The sequence below is a fragment of the Streptomyces beihaiensis genome, assembly GCF_026274175.1.
Classification (GTDB): Bacteria; Actinomycetota; Actinomycetes; order Streptomycetales; family Streptomycetaceae; genus Streptomyces; species Streptomyces beihaiensis.
In genome coordinates, this window is the sequence record NZ_JAPHNL010000326.1 from 1 (window position 1) to 17,145 (window position 17,145).

Genomic DNA, 17,145 nt, shown 5'->3' on the forward strand with positions numbered 1-17,145 from the left:
GTCTCCGGCTTTCCTCCGGGCGCTTCCCTTCGGTGTTTCCAACCTTACCAGATCCGTTTTCCGTTCCGTTTCCGGTCAGAATTTGTTTCCGGTGGCCGCTGGAGGGGCCTTTGCCTTTCGGCGGTCTTTCGACTGCCTTTCGGCTGGACCGACTTTATCAGAGATTTTGGGGCGGACTGACCGACCCGCGATCTGACTGAGTTAATCGGAGGCTTCTCGAATAAATGTCATTTCGTGAAGCGCGCTAGACGCTAACCGTCGCCACGTGAACCTACTCAGCTCCGGGCAACTGTTTGAATCTACCTCCCCATCACGTCCGTGTCAACAGTCGTTCCGGGGCGAAGAGGAGACTAGCAGCTCGGCATGGGCCGACGCACATCGGACCTCAGGCGGCCAGCGGCTGAGACGCGCTCCGTTCGTCCGCGCCCAGGTCGCCCGTCTCACCCTCGCGGACCGCGCGGCCGCCTAGTACGTAGACGTACAGCAGGAAGGCGAGTTCTGCCGCGATGCCGATGCCGATGCGGGCCCAGGTCGGGAGGCCGGAGGGGGTGACGAAGCCTTCGATGGCGCCTGAGACGAAGAGGACCAGGGCCAGGCCGATGGCCATGCCCAGGGCTGCCCGGCCTTCTTCCGCCAGGGCTGTGCGGCGCGTGCGTGGGCCCGGGTCGATGACCGTCCAGCCAAGGCGGAGACCGGTGCCGGCCGCTACGAAAACGGCGGTCAGTTCCAGGAGCCCGTGCGGGAGGACCAGGCCCAGGAACGTGTCCAGTCGGCCGGCGGAGGCCATCAGGCCGAGGCCCACGCCGAGGTTGAGCATGTTCTCCAGGAGGATCCACAGCACGGGGAGGCCGAGGAAGACGCCGAGGGCCAGGCACATGGCGGCGGCCTGAGCGTTGTTCGTCCAGACTTGAGCCGCGAAGGAGGCTGCCGGGTGGCTGGAGTAGTACGTCTCGTACTGGCCTCCTGGGCGTGTCATCTCCCGCAGCTGCGTGGGGGCCGCAATGGCGGCACGGACGTCCGGGTGTGTGCCGATCCACCAGCCTATGAGGGCGGCTGCCGCCGTCGATATGAGAGCGGTGGGCACCCACCAGTGGCGGGCCCGGTAGACGGCGGCCGGGAAACCGCGCGTCAGGAAGCGCGTCACGTCGCGCCAGGAGGCCCGGCGGGTTCCCGTCACGGCGCTACGCGCGCGTGCCACGAGCTGCGTCAGGCGGCCGATCACGCGCGGGTCAGGGGCGCTCGACTGGATCAGTGAGAGATGCGTGGCGGTGCGCCGGTACAGCGTCACCAGTTCGTCGACTTCCGAACCCGTCAGACGACGGCGCCGGCGCAGGAGAGCGTCCAGGCGGTCCCACTCGCTCCTGTGGGCGGACACGAAGACATCGAGGTCCATCCGGTCTGCTGCTCCTCGCTTTCCGGCACCTGTGCGGCGCGATGTGCCCACAGCTTGGCAGACTGGCGGTTGCCGGGGCAGGTCAGGGAAGGGTGGGTGGCCGGTGTGAGTGAGCTGGTGACAGGTGAGGCAGTGGCGTTGGAGCTGCGGCCCGCGAAGCTTCCGAGTCGTGCGCTGGCGGTACTCATCGATCTTGTGGTGACGTTCGCCGTGTACATCGCGGTGACGATGGCTGTCGTCGCCGCCACGGCATCACTGGACGACGCCGCGGTCGCCGCGCTCTCCGTGGCGCTCTTTCTGCTCGTGCTCGTCGGGATTCCGATCGCCGTGGAGACGCTGAGCCACGGACGATCGCTCGGGAAGCTCGCGTGCGGGCTGCGGGTCGTGCGGGACGACGGGGGACCGATCAGGTTCCGACACGCGTTGGTCCGGGGTGCTGTCGGCGTCGTGGAGATCCTCCTGACGTTCGGAGTGGTGGCGTGCATCGCGTCCCTCGTTTCGGCTCGCGGACGGCGGGTCGGCGATGTTTTCGCGGGGACGCTGGTCGTACGGGAGCGGGTGCCGACCGGCCAGACCGCCTCGGTGCCGCCTCCGCCGCCGTGGTTGGTGGGGAGGTTCTCGCAGCTGGACCTTTCCGCCGTACCCGAGGAGCTGTGGCTGGCGGTGCGGCAGTACCTGACGCGGATGGGTCAGCTTGATCCGCAGGTGGGATGGGGTGTGGCCGGGCGGCTCGCCGGCGAGCTCGCGGCCCGCACCGGGACTCCGGCACCGAGCGACGTGCCTCCGGCGGCGTTCTTGGCGGCGGTGGTGCACGAGCGGCAGTCGCGGGAGGCTCAGCGCGCCTTCGGCGGCGGCGTCGGTGGGGGCGGCGGCTACGTCGACCCGAGCGTCGGCGCGCCGGTGGCAGGGGGGTCCGGCTCGTTCACGTCGGTTCCTGGCAGGGCGGGGGCGGTGAACTCGTCCGGGTGGGCTGCTGGGGCAGATGTGACAGGCGGCGCGGGTGGGGCTGGGGAATCAGGTGGCGTTGGTGAGGTTGCCGCGCCCCGCGCCCAGACGGGATTCGTGTCGCCTTCTGGTCCGGGATCGCCGGAGGCCGGGAGGCATCGACCGGGCGGCCAGCCGTCGGAGGGGGGCGGCCCGGGGGCCGCGCCCGGGGCCGATGAGCGGCGGGAGACTCCGTCGACCGGATTCGTGCCACCCGCCTGAGTCCGCCGTCCGGGCACGTCTGAGCCGTCGGCCGGGCACCGCGGTCCGGGCATCGCCCTCAGCTGGGCGCCGCCGCCGTCAGCCGCGCACCGCCGTCAGCCGGGTATCGCCGTCCGGGCACCGCCGTCGGGGCACTGCGGTCCGGGTGCCGGGCCGGACGCCGTCGGCCGGGCGCCGCCGTCGGTCCCGTGGGCGGCGGTGTGGTCGGGGCGCGTGTCAGGGGAACGTCGACGGGGGCGTTTCGAGGTCTTCCAGTTCGATGCCGGGGGCCGCGAGTACGACGTCTCCACTGATGTGCACGGTGTGCTGTTCGCCGGTGTCCAGGGCTGTGACCTGGTATTCGTCCACGGTCAGGGGGCCGTTGTCAGTGGCGTGTGCTTCGCTGTTCAGCAAGGTCCAGGACTGGTCCACGGTGCGCGCGGCCAGGACCGGATCCGTGAGGGCCACGAGGCGGACACGAGTCGAGGGGGAAGCGGGGGTGAGGCGCAGGAGACGCGCGGTGGCGATGAGGAATGCGGGGGACGAGCCCGTGAAGGCGTGCGCGGGGGCGTTTCCTTCGGTCGCGTGAGTGCCGGTGGGGTCGGTGCGCACCCAGGTGACGCCGTCCAGGGCGGCGCCTCTGACCTGCCAGCTCGCCGCATGGAGTTCAAGGCGAATAGGGCGGCCGAGTTCGTCGAGGGCGAGGTCGATCGAACCGGCGTGGTCGCCGGAGGGGGTGGTCCGTTGAGCGACGTAGCGCCAGCCGGAGGGGCCGGGCGCGCAGTGGAAGTGCTCTTCTCCCAGGGGGGTGTGATCGTGCAGATCATGAAGCGAATAACGACCGCGGGGCATGGGGTTCGTGGGGTCCTCTGTCTGGCCTGGTGGTGACCGTCTTCCAGTCCCTGCCCCGGTACCCGGCGGCAGTGCGGCGCGTACGGGACAGGCCCCCGACACGGGGGTGCGGGGGCCTGTCCCGGCCGTCGTGGGCCGCGCGCTGGGATCAGTAGCGGTCCAAGATCAGTAGCGGTAGTGGTCGGGCTTGTACGGGCCCTGCACGTCGACACCGATGTACGCGGCCTGCTCCGGGCGCAGCGTGGTCAGCTTGACGCCGAGGGCGTCGAGGTGGAGGCGGGCGACCTTCTCGTCGAGCTGCTTGGGCAGTGTGTACACGCCCACCGGGTACTGGGACGGCTTGGTGAACAGCTCGATCTGGGCCAGCGTCTGGTCCGCGAAGGAGTTGGACATCACGAACGACGGGTGGCCGGTGGCGTTGCCCAGGTTCAGCAGACGGCCTTCCGAAAGCACGATGATCTTCTTGCCGTCGGGGAACGTCCACGTGTGGACCTGCGGCTTGACCTCGTCCTTCACGATCCCCTCGACGGCGGCCAGGCCGGCCATGTCGATCTCGTTGTCGAAGTGGCCGATGTTGCCCACGATGGCCTGGTGCTTCATCCGGGCCATGTCGCCCGCCATGATGATGTCCTTGTTGCCTGTCGTGGTGATGAAGATGTCGGCCGTCTCGACCACCTCGTCGAGCGTGGTGACCTGGTAGCCGTCCATCGCGGCCTGCAGCGCGCAGATCGGGTCGATCTCCGTGATGATCACGCGGGCGCCCTGGCCGCGCAGCGACTCCGCGCAGCCCTTGCCCACGTCGCCGTAACCGCACACGACGGCGGTCTTGCCGCCCACGAGCACGTCCGTCGCCCGGTTGATGCCGTCGACCAGCGAGTGCCGGCACCCGTACTTGTTGTCGAACTTCGACTTCGTCACCGCGTCGTTCACGTTGATCGCGGGGAACAGGAGGGTGCCCTCACGCTGCATCTCGTACAGACGGTGCACGCCCGTCGTGGTCTCCTCCGTCACACCACGGATCTCCGAGGAGAGCTTGGTCCACTTCTGGGCGTCCTCGCTCAGGGTGCGGTGCAGGAGCTGGAGGATGACGCGGTGCTCGTCGGACTCGGCGGTGTCGACCGAGGGGACCTTCCCGGCCTTCTCGTACTCGACGCCCTTGTGGACGAGGAGGGTCGCGTCGCCGCCGTCGTCGAGGATCATGTTCGGGCCGCCGGTGGGCGAGTTCGGCCAGGTCAGGGCCTGCTCCGTGCACCACCAGTACTCTTCCAGGGTCTCGCCCTTCCAGGCAAAGACCGGGATGCCCTGGGGGTTGTCCGGCGTGCCGTTCGGGCCGACGGCGATGGCCGCGGCGGCGTGGTCCTGGGTGGAGAAGATGTTGCAGGACGCCCAGCGGACGTCGGCGCCGAGCGCGACGAGCGTCTCGATGAGCACGGCCGTCTGAACCGTCATGTGCAGCGAGCCGGTGACGCGGGCCCCGGCGAGCGGCTGGGCGGCGGCGTACTCCTCGCGGATCGCCATCAGGCCGGGCATCTCGTGCTCGGCGAGGGTGATCTCCTTGCGGCCGAACTCGGCGAGGGAGAGGTCGGCGACCTTGAAGTCCTGGGCCTGTCCGTCGACAGAAGTCATGTGTGAGCTGCTCCTCGGTGCGGTTGCGGTCGGGTGGGCGGGCACAGCGCGGGCGGTGACCGAGGCGCGTGCGCGCGAGCGTGTCTCCGGCCGTGCGTGTACGCATGGCTGTTCTGCGAGCGGCTGGGGCTCAGGTCCCGGTGCTCGCAGCGCAGTCCGTCGGAGGCCCTCTCTCCCTCGCGCGGCCCGGCGTCCGGGCCGCCCGACCGCCATCAGCAGCGACGTCTGGCTCGTGACGAATCTACACCGAACCCTTCGGTCGGCCCTAGTGGCCCGGGCCCGGACCGCCGGGCGTCGCCTCCGGGTCCGCGCCCCGCGCGGCCTCCGCCTCGCTGTAGATGTCGGGTTCGAGGTAGATGACGCGGGCGATGGGGACGGCCGCGCGGATGCGGGCCTCGGCCGCGTCGATGGCGCGGGCGACCTCGGCCGCCGTGTCGTCGTGCCGTACCGCGATCTTCGCGGCGACGAGAAGTTCCTCCGGGCCGAGGTGGAGCGTGCGCATGTGGATGACGCCGGTGACGGTGTCGCCGTCGACCGTGGCCTGCTCGATCTTCGCGACCTGGTCGGCGCCCGCGGCCTCGCCGAGCAGCAGCGACTTCGTCTCCAGGGCCAGCACGATCGCGATGGCGATGAGCAGCAGGCCGATGCAGAGCGTGCCGATGCCGTCCCAGACGCCGTCGCCGGTGGCCACGGTCAGGCCGACGCCGAACAGGGCGAGGACCAGACCGATGAGGGCGCCGAAGTCCTCCAGGAGGACCACGGGCAGTTCGGGCGCCTTGGCGCGGCGGATGAACTGGCCCCAGCTGAGTTTGCCGCGCAGCGCGTTGGACTCCTTGATGGCCGTGCGGAAGGAGTAGCCCTCGGCGAGTACCGCGAAGACGAGGACGCCGACCGGCCAGTACCAGTTGTCCAGGGAGTGCGGGTGCTTGATCTTCTCGTAGCCCTCGTAGACGGCGAACATGCCGCCGACGGAGAAGAGGACGATCGAGACGAGGAAGGCGTAGATGAAGCGTTCGCGGCCGTAGCCGAAGGGGTGTTGCGGGGTCGCCTCGCGCTGGGCCTTCTTGCCTCCGATGAGGAGCAGGAACTGGTTGCCGGAGTCGGCCAGCGAGTGGACGGACTCGGCGAGCATCGACGAGGAGCCGCTGAAGAGGAACGCCACGAACTTGGCCACGGCGATCGAGAGGTTGGCGGCGAGCGCCGCGATGATCGCCTTTGCTCCGCCTGAAGCACTCATGTCGGTCCTGGTGTCCCTTCCTACGTCACCGCACGCCCGCGCGTCCCGTGCGTGCGGTGGGTCATTGTTGCAGCACGGGACGCCACAGGGGGCTCTCAGGCCACGACGGTCGCCCGGAACAGGGTGCCGGAACCGGTCACTTCGGTCTTCTCGCCCGCCGGGACGAACACCGACCGGCCGGGGTGGAGTGTGAGTGGGCCGGACTGGACCGTGCCCGCCGTGCAGAGCAGGATCTGCGGGCCGTTCGTGGTGAGGTCGTGGGCGGCGCCGCCTTCGGGCAGTACGTGGCGTGAGAGGCGGAACTCGTCGATCGGCGTGTCGTAGACCTCTTCGCCGTCCGGGGACGCCTCCGGGCGCAGTACGTCGGGGTCGGTGGCCTCGAAGCGGACGACGCGCAGGAGTTCGGGTACGTCGACGTGCTTGGGGGTGAGGCCGCAGCGCAGCACGTTGTCGGAATTGGCCATGATCTCGACGCCGAGGCCGTCGAGGTAGGCGTGCGGGACTCCGGCGCCCAGGAACAGGGCCTCGCCGGGCCCCAGTCGTACGTGGTTGAGGAGCATCGCGGCGATGACGCCCGGGTCGCCGGGGAAGTGGTGGGCGAGGCCCGCGTACGGCTCGTAGTCGCCGCCGGCGCGCTGGGCGGCGGCCGTGGCGTCGGCGACGGTCTGCTTCATCGCGGCGGGGTCGGCGGTGAGGACGGCGGTGAGGACCTCGCGCAGGGCTGCCTCTTCCGGGTGGGCGCGCAGCAGGTCGGCGTAGGGCTTGAGGCTGTCGACGCCGAGGTCTTCGAGGAGGCGGGCGGCGTCCTCGGGTGCGCGGAATCCGCACAGGCCGTCGAACTCGGTGAGGGCGCAGATGAGTTCGGGCTTGTGGTTGGCGTCCTTGTAGTTCCGGTCGGGCGCGGTGAGGGGGACGCCGCGGCGCTCCTCGTCGGCGTAGCCCTGTTCGGCCTGGTCGAGGTCGGGGTGCACCTGGAGGGAGAGCGGGGCGCCCGCGGCGAGGATCTTGAGCAGGAACGGCAGGCGGGGGCCGAACTTGGTGACGGCGGCGGCGCCCAGTTCGCGCTGCGGGTCGGCGGCGATCACCTCGTCCAGGGGGCCGCGCTCGGTGCGGGAGGGGGCGCCGGGGTGGGCGCCCATCCACATCTCGGCCTGGGGTTCGCCGGTGGGTTCGGCGCCGATGAGGTGCGCGATGGCGGTGGTGGAGCCCCAGGCGTAGGGGCGGACGGTGTTGGTGAGGCGATCCATGGGTGCGTCTTTCAGCCAGTGCCGTGTACGAGGAGGGGTCCAGCTCACGCCGTGGAGGCGAGCCCCAGGTAAACGGCGGCGAAATCCGTGACGGCGATCAGCTCCGCGAGTGTCTCCAGGTCGCTGCCTTCGTCCGGTTCGAGTTCGCTGACCGCGGCGCCGTGGGAGAGCGCGAGTTCGCGGGCCGCGGGGGCGGCGGTGAGGCCGGTGGCGGGGCGGTCGCGGAGCAGGACGACGCGGGCGCGCAGGGTCTGGACCTCTTCGACGCGGTCGCGGAAGAAGTCGTCGGGGTCGGCGCCCGCGGCCAGGTCGCCCGCGAGGAGGGCGCCGTGTGCGGGCATCGCCTCGGGCAGGTCGGCGGCGAGGGCGGGGCGGCCGGCCAGTTCGGCGAGGGCGGCGGCGAAGCGGCGTCCCGCCGGTCCCGCGGCGGCGCCCTCGGTCCAGATCAGGGGCAGCGCCTCGACGAGTTCGGCGGCGAGTGTCTTGGCCGGGTTGCTGTACGTGGCGACGGCCGGGCCGCATTTCTCGGCGGCATGGTCGAGGCGGTCGGCGACCTTCTCCAGGGTCTCGCGGGGTGCGTCGAGCAGGCCCGTGCGGTCGAGGAGGGCGAGCAGCGGGGTGAGCAGGGCCCACAGGGCGCCGGGCGCGGAGGGCGCGTCGGGTTCGTCCTGTTCGTAGGGGGCGGTGGCCATGGGGACGGCCAGGCCGTGGACGCCGGTGACGGCTGTGGCCAGTGGGGCGGCGGTGGGGCATACGGCCACGACGGTGACGCCGCGCCGGTATGCCTGTTCGACCAGGAGCGAGAGGCTCGGCTCGGTGCCGTCGGGGGTGGCGATCAGGAGCAGGTCGACCGGGCCGGCCCAGCCCGGCAGCTCCCAGCGCAGGGCGCCGGCCGCCGGGGCCACGCCGGTGGGGCGCAGGCGGACGACCGGGCAGGCGGCTCCGGCGAGGCCGTCGAGGAGGTCGGCGACGCCGACGGCGGCGGTGCCGGGTCCGGCGATCAGTACGGCGCGGGGGCGGCCGTCCGGTTTCAGGTCGGCGACGCCGGCTTCGTCGGCATGGCGTACGGCGGTGCGTACGCGGGCGCCCGCTTCGGCCGCGCCGCGCAGCAGGCCGCGGCGGTCGGCCCTGGCCAGCGCGTCCGGATCGTCCAGGAGCGTTTCGTCGAACATGGCGTCGGGCCTCCTGCTCACGGGATTCGCGGGGATCGCGGTATCGCGGGAACGGTTACGCGGGGCGGCGTGCCTCGTCGACCAGGAGTACGGGGATGCCGTCGCGGACGGGGTAGGCCAGGCCGCACTCCTTGCCCGTGCAGATCAGCTCGGCGCCTTCTTCCTTGAGCGGGGCGTGGCAGGCCGGGCAGGCGAGGATCTCCAGGAGGCCGGCTTCGAGCGGCATGATCGGGTTCCCTTCGGGTGGTTTCTCGGCGCGGCTTCTCGGTGCGGTTCTGTGTCGCTGCGAAAGGGTGCGCGCGCTGCTTTGTGCGACCCGGTCAGCCTACCGCCGGGACCGTGTCGGGGGCTGGTCGACGGGGCGTGCGGGGGGCGTGCGGGCAGGGCGGGCGGGCCCAGCGCCGGTCGGGGCGGTCAGGCGCGGATGATGGCCAGTACCTCGTCGCGGAGCTTCTCCATGGTCTGCGCGTCTTTCGCCTCCACGTTCAGGCGCAGCAGCGGCTCCGTGTTGGACGGGCGGACGTTGAACCACCAGTCGGGCGTCGTCACGGTCAGGCCGTCGAGTTCGTCGAGGGTGGTGTCGGGGCGGGCCCCGTACTCCGCTCTGATGGCGGCGGTTCGGTCGGCCTGGTCGGCGACGGTGGAGTTGATCTCGCCGGAGCCGACGTAGCGGTCGTAGGCGGCGACGAGTTGCGACAGCGGACCGTCCTGGCCGCCGAGGGCCGCGAGGACGTGCAGGGCGGCGAGCATGCCGGTGTCCGCGTTCCAGAAGTCGCGGAAGTAGTAGTGCGCGGAGTGTTCGCCGCCGAAGATGGCGCCGGTCGTGGCCATCTCCTGCTTGATGAACGAGTGGCCCACGCGCGTGCGCACGGGAGTGCCGCCGCTCTCCTTGACGACCTCGGGGACGGACCAGGACGTGATCAGGTTGTGGATGATCGTGCCCTTGCCGCCGTTCCTGGCGAGCTCGCGGGAGGCGACCAGTGCGGTGACGGCGGACGGCGAGACGGGTTCGCCGCGCTCGTCCACGACGAAGCAGCGGTCCGCGTCGCCGTCGAAGGCGAGGCCGATGTCGGCGCCCTCGGCCTTCACGCGCTGTTGCAGGTCGACGAGGTTGGCCGGGTCCAGCGGGTTCGCCTCGTGGTTCGGGAAGGTGCCGTCGAGCTCGAAGTACATCGGCACGACCGTCAGGGGCAGGTCGGCCAGGACGGTGGGGACGGTGTGTCCGCCCATGCCGTTGCCCGCGTCGACGACGACCTTGAGGGGGCGGATGGAGGTGAGGTCGACGAGGTCGCGCAGGTGCGCCGCGTATCCGTCCAGCGTGTCGCGGCGCGTGATGGTTCCGGGGGTCGGTGCGGGCGCGGGGGCGCCCGACTCGCTCCACTGCTCGACCAGGCCGCGGATGTCGGCCAGGCCGGTGTTCTGTCCGACGGGCGCGGCGCCCGCGCGGCACATCTTGATGCCGTTGTACCGCGCCGGGTTGTGCGAGGCCGTGAACATCGCGCCGGGCAGGTCGAGCGCGCCGGACGCGTAGTACAGCTGGTCCGTGGAGCACAGGCCGATCTCGGTGACGTCGGCGCCGAGAGCGGCGGCGCCCCGCGCGAAGGCGCCGGAGAGGCCGGGCGAGGAGGGCCGCATGTCGTGTCCGACGACGATCGCGGACGCGCCGGTGACGCGCACGAACGCGGCGCCGAACAGCTCGGCGAGCCGCTCGTCCCACTGGTCGGGGACGACCCCGCGTACGTCGTACGCCTTGACGAGCTGCGACAGATCAGCGGCCACGGCCACCCCTTCTGGAGTCCTTCACGTCCCCACAACGTACAGCCCGGCACTGACGACACACCGCGCACCTCGCGGCTGCCGAAGTGTCGGGCGTGCGCGGGGCGGCTCGCCGTGCGTCAGCTGTCGGGAGAGCGCAGCACCCTGAGGTGGCCGCGGCGGGCGACCTCCATCGGGTCCGCGGTGCGCCGGCCGCCGCCGCCCGCCTCGGCCGCGCGCTCCTGGGGGCGTGCGGCTTCCCGTACGGCGTTGGCGAGGGCCTCGAGGTCGTCGCCGCTGGGGCGGGCCGGTCCAGAGCTGTCGGCGAGCCGGACGACCTCCCAGCCGCGCGGTGCGGTGAGGCGCTCGGAGTGCTCGGCGCACAGGTCGTAGCAGTGGGGTTCGGCGTAGGTGGCGAGCGGGCCGAGGACCGCGGTCGAGTCGGCGTAGACGTACGTCAGCGTCGCGACGGCGGGACGACCGCAGGCGGTGCGCGAACAGCGACGTACAGGGCTCACGATGTTGGACGGTACCGCACTCTTGAGCGGGCCGCGACGACTCTCCCCGGGGTCACCCCACCGTGTCGCGCTGTGAGACGGCGCACACCGCTCGCGCCGGGCGTTTCTGTGACCTGCGGCGACCCGGGGGCGTGCGCCCCGTCGAACAGTTGAAAGCGGTCACCACTCGGGGCAAATGCCGTCAACCACCGCGAGACCACCGGTCCGGGAGGGGTCCGGAATCGTCCCCGAGAATGGCCGGATCGGTCAGGAAGTGACATGCGGCCCCGGGGCGGGGCGACCGTTTCACGCGGCCCGGAGGACTACTCTTCGTCGGTGATGGAAAGTGCCGCCGACGCCGACAGCCCCGTACCAGCGGCCGGGCAGATGCCGCCGCGCTCCCCCGCCGAGCCGCGCCCGCCGCGCCGCCGTGACCGGCACGGACGTGGCATGCGCGGGCCCGTGGCGCCGCCGCAGGTGCCGCTGGCCGCGAGCCGCGCGGACGCCTTCGCGGACCTCGTGCAGGACTCCGTGGAGCGCCTGGAGCGGCGCTGGCCGCAGCTGGCCGAGGTGGACTTCGTGATCCTCGAGGTGCCCCGTCTGACGCCGGAGGACGAGGCGTTCGGCGACGGCACCGTGCCGCTCGGCGGGACCGTGCCCGCGCGTGAGGGCCGCCCCGCGCGCGTGGTGGTGTACCGGCGTCCCGTGGAGATCCGCACCAAGGGCCGCGACGAGCGGGCCATGCTCGTGCACGACGTGGTGGTGGAGCAGGTCGCCGAGGTGCTCGGGCTCACCCCGGAGACCGTCGATCCGCGGTACGGCGACAGCGAGGAGTGAGCCCGGGCGGGAGTGCACCCGGGCGCGCTACTTCTGCAGCACCTTGAGGTCCTCGCCCGCCTGCGGCACCGAGACCGTGCCCCGGTCGTCGGGGAGTGTCTGCACCGTGAACGCCGGGACGCCGTCCTGCTTCCGCGACAGCATCCGCGCCCCGTAGACCCGGCCGCCGGACACGGGCTGCACCGTCAGCGCGTACGCGCCCTTGAGGCCGTCAGGGACGGGCGGGGTCACCGACAGGGTGGTGCCGCCCTTGACCGTGTACTCCTTGGTGGTCGCGGTGCCGCCGCCGGTGCCTGGTGACGCGGTGACCTTCACCGTGCCGGTGGCGCCGGGCGCGGTCAGGGCGAGCGTGGTGTCCTTGGCGTGGTTTCCGGCCACTGTGGCGCGCGCGCCGATGTCACGGGTGGCCGGGATGAACGCGGTCTCCTGGTTCGCGCCCTTGCCGCGCGTGACGCGCAGGGCGGCGACGACCGGCACGGAGCCCTCGCTCGGCGTGAGGATGAGCGAGCCCGCGTCGCCGCGGGTGAGGGCGCCGAGGTCGGCCGACGCGGTCATGCCGGACTTGACGTGCAGCGTGTCGTGCCCGGCGGGGGTGATGGTGCCGGTGCTGGTGGCGAGCCTGATCTTGAGGTCGGCGTCGTCCTGGCCCGGGGCGAAGGCGACCAGGTGCACGCTGGTGGCGTCCTTGGGGATTCCGGGCAGCACCAGGGAGGTCGCGGGGTCGGCGGCCGCGGGCAGCCAGTCGCCGCCGAGCTTGTCGTCCGCGACGGCGACGGCGGCGGCGACGCGGCCGCTGCGGGCGGTCACGTGCAGCGTCAGGTCGTCGTACGGCTTGTCGGTCAGCGTCGACAGGAGGACGGGGACGCTGGAGTGCGGTCCGACCTGGATGCCTTCGGCGACGTCGGACTTGATGGCGCCGTCCGGGCCGTACATCTGCACGTCGACGACGGCGGCCTCGTCGTCCGGGTTGGTGAGGTGGATGTAGTCGTTGCGGCTCTTGGCGGTGCTGGCGCCGGGGAAGTAGAAGTCGGTGTCGGGGGCCGAGCAGGACAGGCCGGACAGGCCGCGGCCGGTGCCCGCCTCGACGGAGGTGGTCTGCTGGACGGTCCAGCCGGGCGCGAGGGCGCCGTCGGCGGTTCCGACGAGGGCGGGGGCGTCGGCGCCCGACACCGAGTCGCCGACGGGCGTTCCGGGGGTCTTCAGGGTGAGGAACGGCTTGGTCCGCGCGCTGCTCCCGGCGCCGCCCTTGCCGCTGTCCTTGGCCTTGCCGCCGCTCTTGCCCGTGGCGCTCGCGCCGGTTCCGGCGGGCACCAGATCGGCCGAGCCGCTCTTGCCGTCGTCGGCCGAGCCGTCGGCGGTCTTGCCCGTCCCGCCCGGCGGCGTGTACGAGGTGTAGTCGGTGTCGGCCAGGTCGGACTGGCTCGGTGCCGGGCACAGCACGCTGGAGCGCTCCACGGGCAACTGTGCGGCCGTCTTGGCGGAGGCGTCGTCGCCCGAGGGGCCGGACGAGACGGAGGCGAACCCCGTGACGGCGGCGAGGGCCGTCGCCGCGGCGATCAGGGACAGGGTCGTGCGCTTCACTGCTGGCTCCCGTCGGGGCGCTCGCTGTCGGTGCCGTCGCCAAAGCCGTGGCTCTGGCCGTGCTGCTCGTACGCGGGGTCGTACGGCTGCTGCTGCGGGTCGTACGCGCCGCCGTACGCGTACGGGTCGTACGGGGCCGCCTGGTAGGGGTCGGCCTGACCGGGGTGCGGGGGCTGCATGGCCTGCGCGTCGTAGCCGTACGCCCCGGTGGAGGCGGGGGGCGCGGCGGACGGGTCCGGGTAGTGCTGTTGCTCGGCCGTCGCGTACGCGCCGTACGGATCACCCGCCTGGGCGGCGGACCGGTCCCATTCGGTGTCGTGCGCGGGGTCGTACGGCTCCTGCTGGGCCGGGTGCTGCTGCGGGACGTCCGCCGCGAACGCCTCCTCCCGCGGAGGAGGCACGGCGGCGGCCTGCTCGGCCTCGGCCTGGGCGCGCAGGCGCCGGGCCCTGCGGCCGTCGCCCTCGACGGCCTGGGCGGGCAGGGGCGCGGGTTCGTCCGGCAGGTCGTCGTCGATGTCCCTGCGCCGTCCGGGCAGGGCGAGCACCACGAGGACGACGGCGAGCGCGCCCTGGGCCCACAGCCATGCGGTGTGGGTGATCGGCGCGTCGTACGTGACGTCGAGGCGGCCGCCGGAGGCGGGCAGTTCGAAGCCCTGCGCCCATCCGTCGAGCGTGATCTTCTTCAGCGGTGTGCCGTCGACGGTGGCGTTCCAGCCGTCGGCGGCCCGGTCGGCGATGCGCAGCACGCGGCCCTGGCCGCCCGCGGGCACGCGCGTGTGCACCTCGACAGGTCCTGCCGCTACCGGGCGAGCCGCCTCGGCGGTGGGGCCGGTGTCGGCCGTGGGCAGCAGCACGGCCCGCTCGACCTGGCGGTCGACGCGCCACAGTGCGGTGCCGTCCTGCTGGCTGAGCCGGGTGAGTCCGGGTGTCGCGTCGAGCACGCGGGCGATGGCGCGCGGGGCGCCGTCGCGGACGAGGACGTAGCGCACGGCGAAGCCGCCGAGGTGGTCGGCCTGGTCGGCGCCGGAGCCCGCGACCAGGTTGGCGACGACCTTGTCGAGCTTGTGGTCGTCGCCCTCGGACGTGGTGAGTTCGCCGTCGCCCAAGCGGGCGCCCGCGCCGCGCACCAGCGCGTACGAGACCTGGCCCGCGGTGCCGTCGAGGACGAGGGTGCGGGCCTGGTCGCGGGTTCCGGCCTCTTCGGCGACGAACGCGGGCACCTGTACGGGGTCGCGGCGCTCCAAAGGTCCGTCGGCGCCGCCGATCATCCAGCCCGCGGCGAGCAGCAGCGGCCCCGCGGCCGAGGCGAACGCGATGAGCGCGGCGACGGGCTGGCGCCAGCCGAAGCTCTGCTCGGCCACGCGCGAGCGCGCCCCGTCCGCGCCGAGGGCGGCGGCCGCGAGGAGCGCGAAGCCGTACACGAGGGTGGCGGGTCCGGCCCAGGCCGATCCGTTCGACAGGGCCGCGAAGACCAGGGCGACGACGGCGACGGTCCAGGAGGTGAGCACCGCGCGGCGCCGCTCCTGGCGCAGCAGGGCGGCGAGGGCGGCGAGCACGATGCCGATGAGGAGCAGGCTGCCGGTGGTGCCGGGGCCGCCCGGGGAGGCGCCGAGCAGGCTCAGCGGGCTCGCCGTGCCTGCGCCGTAGGGCAGTCCGGCTTCTTTGAAGAAGCCGGACGGGAGCAGCGTCAGGGACCAGGGCGCCAGGACGAGCAGCGGGGTGCCGAGGGCGGCCAGGAAGCGCAGCCCGTAGGCGGCGATGTCGCCGCGGCGCACGACGAGCAGGGCGAGGCCGAGCACGAAGGCGATCGGCCAGACGGTGGGGGTGAAGGCCGTGGTGACGGTGAGCAGCAGGGCGTATGCCCAGGTGGCGCGCCAGCTGCCGCGTGCGCCACGGGCGTGGGTGAGCCCGGAGGCGGCGAGCCCCGCGCGCGCGATGAGCGGCAGCAGGATGGCGAGGACCGCGGTGCCGACGCGACCGCCCGCGAGGGCGCCGGTGACGGCGGGCAGGAACGCGTAGGCAACGGCTCCCCATGCGCGCAGCAGCCGCGAGGTGACCAGGGGCCTGGAGGCGAAGTAGGCGATGAATCCGGCCAGGGGCACCGAGCCGACGAGCAGCACGGTGAGGGTCAGGCCGGTGGAGCCGAACAGGACGGTGGACAGGGTGGCGAGCATCGCCAGGTACGGGGGGCCTGCCTGGGTGCCGCCGATTCCGGCGGCGTGCCAGGCGTCGGCGTAGCGCTCCCACAGGCCCGAGGCGTGGCCGGGGGCGGGCAGCAGGGCGCCACCCGCGAGGGCGCCGCCGCCGACGAGGGCGCGGCAGGCGATGAGGGAGACGAACAGCAGGACGACGAAGAGCATCGGTCCGGGGTTGCGGGCGATGCGCTTGAGGCGGACGAACTGTTCGACCTGGATGAAGTCGTCGTCCTCGCCGGGCCCGGACTCCAGGCCGCCGCCTCCGTGCCGGCCGGCTGTGGCGGTCTCCGGGTCGGAGGCGCCGAACAGATTTCCGGCGACCTGTTCGACGGTGAGCCGTAGGGTCGCGCCGCGCGGCGGGAAGAGCGGTGTGAGTTCCTTGTGGTCGACCACGCCTCGGCCGCGCCGCTTGCGGGCGGCGAGGATCCGGCCGGGCCGCAGCAGGGTGGCGAGCAGGCCGGTGATCTCGTCGAACGCCTGTCCGGGGACCTTGCCGACGAGGTAGGCGCCGGTGCGCAGCAGGGTGCCGAGGACCAGGCGGAGCAGGACCCAGGGCAGTGCGGCCGCGCGCGCGTTGACCAGCAGGGTGTAGACGGCGCCCGCCTTGTCGACCTTGTGGGGCGAGGAGGCGGTGCGGCCGAAGCAGTCGACGGTGCGGCGCTCGCGGGACGCGGCCTCGGCGTGCCGGGTGACGGCGTCGGGGGCGACGACCACGCGGTGTCCGGCGGCCTGGGCGCGCCAGCACAGGTCGACGTCGTCGCGCATGAGGGGCAGCCTGCGGTCGAAGCCGCCGAGTTCCTCGAAGACGTCACGGCGGATGAGCATGCCGGCGCTGGAGACGGAGAGGACGGGCCGTACGTGGTCGTGCTGGCCCTGGTCCTGTTCGCGGCGGTCGAGGCCGGTCCAGCGGCGGCCGGAGTTGGCGATGGAGACGCCGACTTCGAGCAGCTGCCTGCGGTCGTACCAGCCGCGCAGTTTGGGGCCGACGACGGCGACGTCGGCCCCCGCCTCGCGCTCGGCCTCGACGACGCGCAGCATGTGGGCGAGCGCGTCGGGTTCGGGGGCGCTGTCGTCGTGCAGCAGCCACAGCCACTGTTCCGGCTCGCCGTGGGGCAGGTCGGGCATGTCGTAGGTCTCGTCGCGCCAGGTGCGACTGACGGGGTCCCAGCCGCTGGGGCGCTTGAGGTAGGGCAGTTCCTCCGGGGTGAGGACGGCGGCGCCGCGCACCGCTTCGTCGACGGCCTGGCCGAAGCCGGTGCGGCGGGCCAGGTGCAGGACGCGGTCGTCGCCGAGGGCCTCGGCGAGCAGGGTCGCGGAGTCGTCGGCGCTGCCGGTGTCGGCCGCGACCGCGTTCTGTACGGGGCGCTCCTGGCCGAGGAGTCCGGACAGCACGTCGGGCAGCCAGCGGGCGCCGTCGTGAGAGACGACGACGGCGGTGACGACATGCCGGGGGAACTCGGGGGCGCTGCCCGGGTCGGACCCGGTCGCGTACTCCGGGGTGAACGCGGCGGCGGCAGTGCCGAACTGGCCTGCCGAATGGCTGTGCACGGACATCGAGGTACGGGCCC

General features: G+C 72.6%; 13 protein-coding genes. 2 read left to right on the plus strand and 11 right to left on the minus strand.

The genetic code is table 11. The annotated features are described in order from the left end of the window. Positions 1-385: 385 nt before the first annotated feature. A complete protein-coding gene (locus OFY01_RS29950) occupies positions 386-1,393 on the minus strand; it encodes a stage II sporulation protein M (protein ID WP_266605238.1) in 1,008 nt (335 codons plus the stop codon). A gap of 105 nt (positions 1,394-1,498) precedes the next feature. On the opposite strand from OFY01_RS29950, the gene OFY01_RS29955 reads away from it, so the two are divergent. Then, complete coding sequence (locus OFY01_RS29955) at positions 1,499-2,599, plus strand: RDD family protein (RefSeq protein ID WP_266605271.1); 1,101 nt, start codon at positions 1,499-1,501, stop codon at positions 2,597-2,599. 216 nt (positions 2,600-2,815) lie between these two features. Here OFY01_RS29955 and OFY01_RS29960 read toward each other — a convergent pair whose 3' ends face one another. The 8 genes from OFY01_RS29960 to OFY01_RS29995 form a co-directional block, all read right to left on the minus strand. Continuing rightward, positions 2,816-3,430, minus strand: coding sequence for a hypothetical protein (locus OFY01_RS29960; protein WP_266605240.1), 615 nt, complete (start codon positions 3,428-3,430; stop codon positions 2,816-2,818). 165 nt (positions 3,431-3,595) lie between these two features. Continuing rightward, positions 3,596-5,056, minus strand: coding sequence for an adenosylhomocysteinase (gene ahcY, locus OFY01_RS29965; RefSeq protein WP_266605242.1), 1,461 nt, complete (start codon positions 5,054-5,056; stop codon positions 3,596-3,598). A gap of 265 nt (positions 5,057-5,321) precedes the next feature. Further along, the gene (locus tag OFY01_RS29970; protein WP_266605243.1) at positions 5,322-6,293 is read right to left on the minus strand and encodes a cation diffusion facilitator family transporter; all 972 of its coding nucleotides are present in this window, start codon (positions 6,291-6,293) and stop codon (positions 5,322-5,324) included. A gap of 95 nt (positions 6,294-6,388) precedes the next feature. Further along, positions 6,389-7,540 (minus strand): mannose-6-phosphate isomerase, class I, encoded by a 1,152-nt coding sequence (manA, locus tag OFY01_RS29975; protein ID WP_266605244.1) that lies wholly within the window; start codon positions 7,538-7,540, stop codon positions 6,389-6,391. Positions 7,541-7,584: 44 nt separating this feature from the next. Further along, entirely contained in the window at positions 7,585-8,712 is a 1,128-nt protein-coding gene (locus OFY01_RS29980; protein ID WP_266605245.1) for an SIS domain-containing protein, read from the minus strand. 55 nt (positions 8,713-8,767) lie between these two features. Further along, positions 8,768-8,938 (minus strand): Trm112 family protein, encoded by a 171-nt coding sequence (locus OFY01_RS29985; RefSeq protein WP_266605247.1) that lies wholly within the window; start codon positions 8,936-8,938, stop codon positions 8,768-8,770. A 188-nt stretch (positions 8,939-9,126) separates the two neighbouring features. Beyond that, positions 9,127-10,491 (minus strand): phosphomannomutase/phosphoglucomutase, encoded by a 1,365-nt coding sequence (locus tag OFY01_RS29990; RefSeq protein WP_266605249.1) that lies wholly within the window; start codon positions 10,489-10,491, stop codon positions 9,127-9,129. Between the two features lie 116 nt (positions 10,492-10,607). Continuing rightward, the gene (locus tag OFY01_RS29995; RefSeq protein ID WP_266605251.1) at positions 10,608-10,985 is read right to left on the minus strand and encodes a DUF3499 domain-containing protein; all 378 of its coding nucleotides are present in this window, start codon (positions 10,983-10,985) and stop codon (positions 10,608-10,610) included. A gap of 318 nt (positions 10,986-11,303) precedes the next feature. Here OFY01_RS29995 and OFY01_RS30000 point away from each other — a divergent pair, with 318 nt between their 5' ends. Continuing rightward, the gene (locus tag OFY01_RS30000; protein ID WP_407700455.1) at positions 11,304-11,801 is read left to right on the plus strand and encodes a metallopeptidase family protein; all 498 of its coding nucleotides are present in this window, start codon (positions 11,304-11,306) and stop codon (positions 11,799-11,801) included. A 27-nt stretch (positions 11,802-11,828) separates the two neighbouring features. Here the strand turns inward: OFY01_RS30000 and OFY01_RS30005 are convergent, their stop codons facing one another. After that, positions 11,829-13,382, minus strand: a complete 1,554-nt coding sequence (locus OFY01_RS30005; RefSeq protein WP_266605253.1) for a DUF5719 family protein — start codon at positions 13,380-13,382, stop codon at positions 11,829-11,831. Beyond that, the gene (locus tag OFY01_RS30010) at positions 13,379-17,131 is read right to left on the minus strand and encodes a glycosyltransferase (RefSeq protein ID WP_266605255.1); all 3,753 of its coding nucleotides are present in this window, start codon (positions 17,129-17,131) and stop codon (positions 13,379-13,381) included. Before OFY01_RS30010 ends, OFY01_RS30005 begins: the two co-directional genes overlap by 4 nt. Between the last annotated feature and the right edge of the window lie 14 nt (positions 17,132-17,145).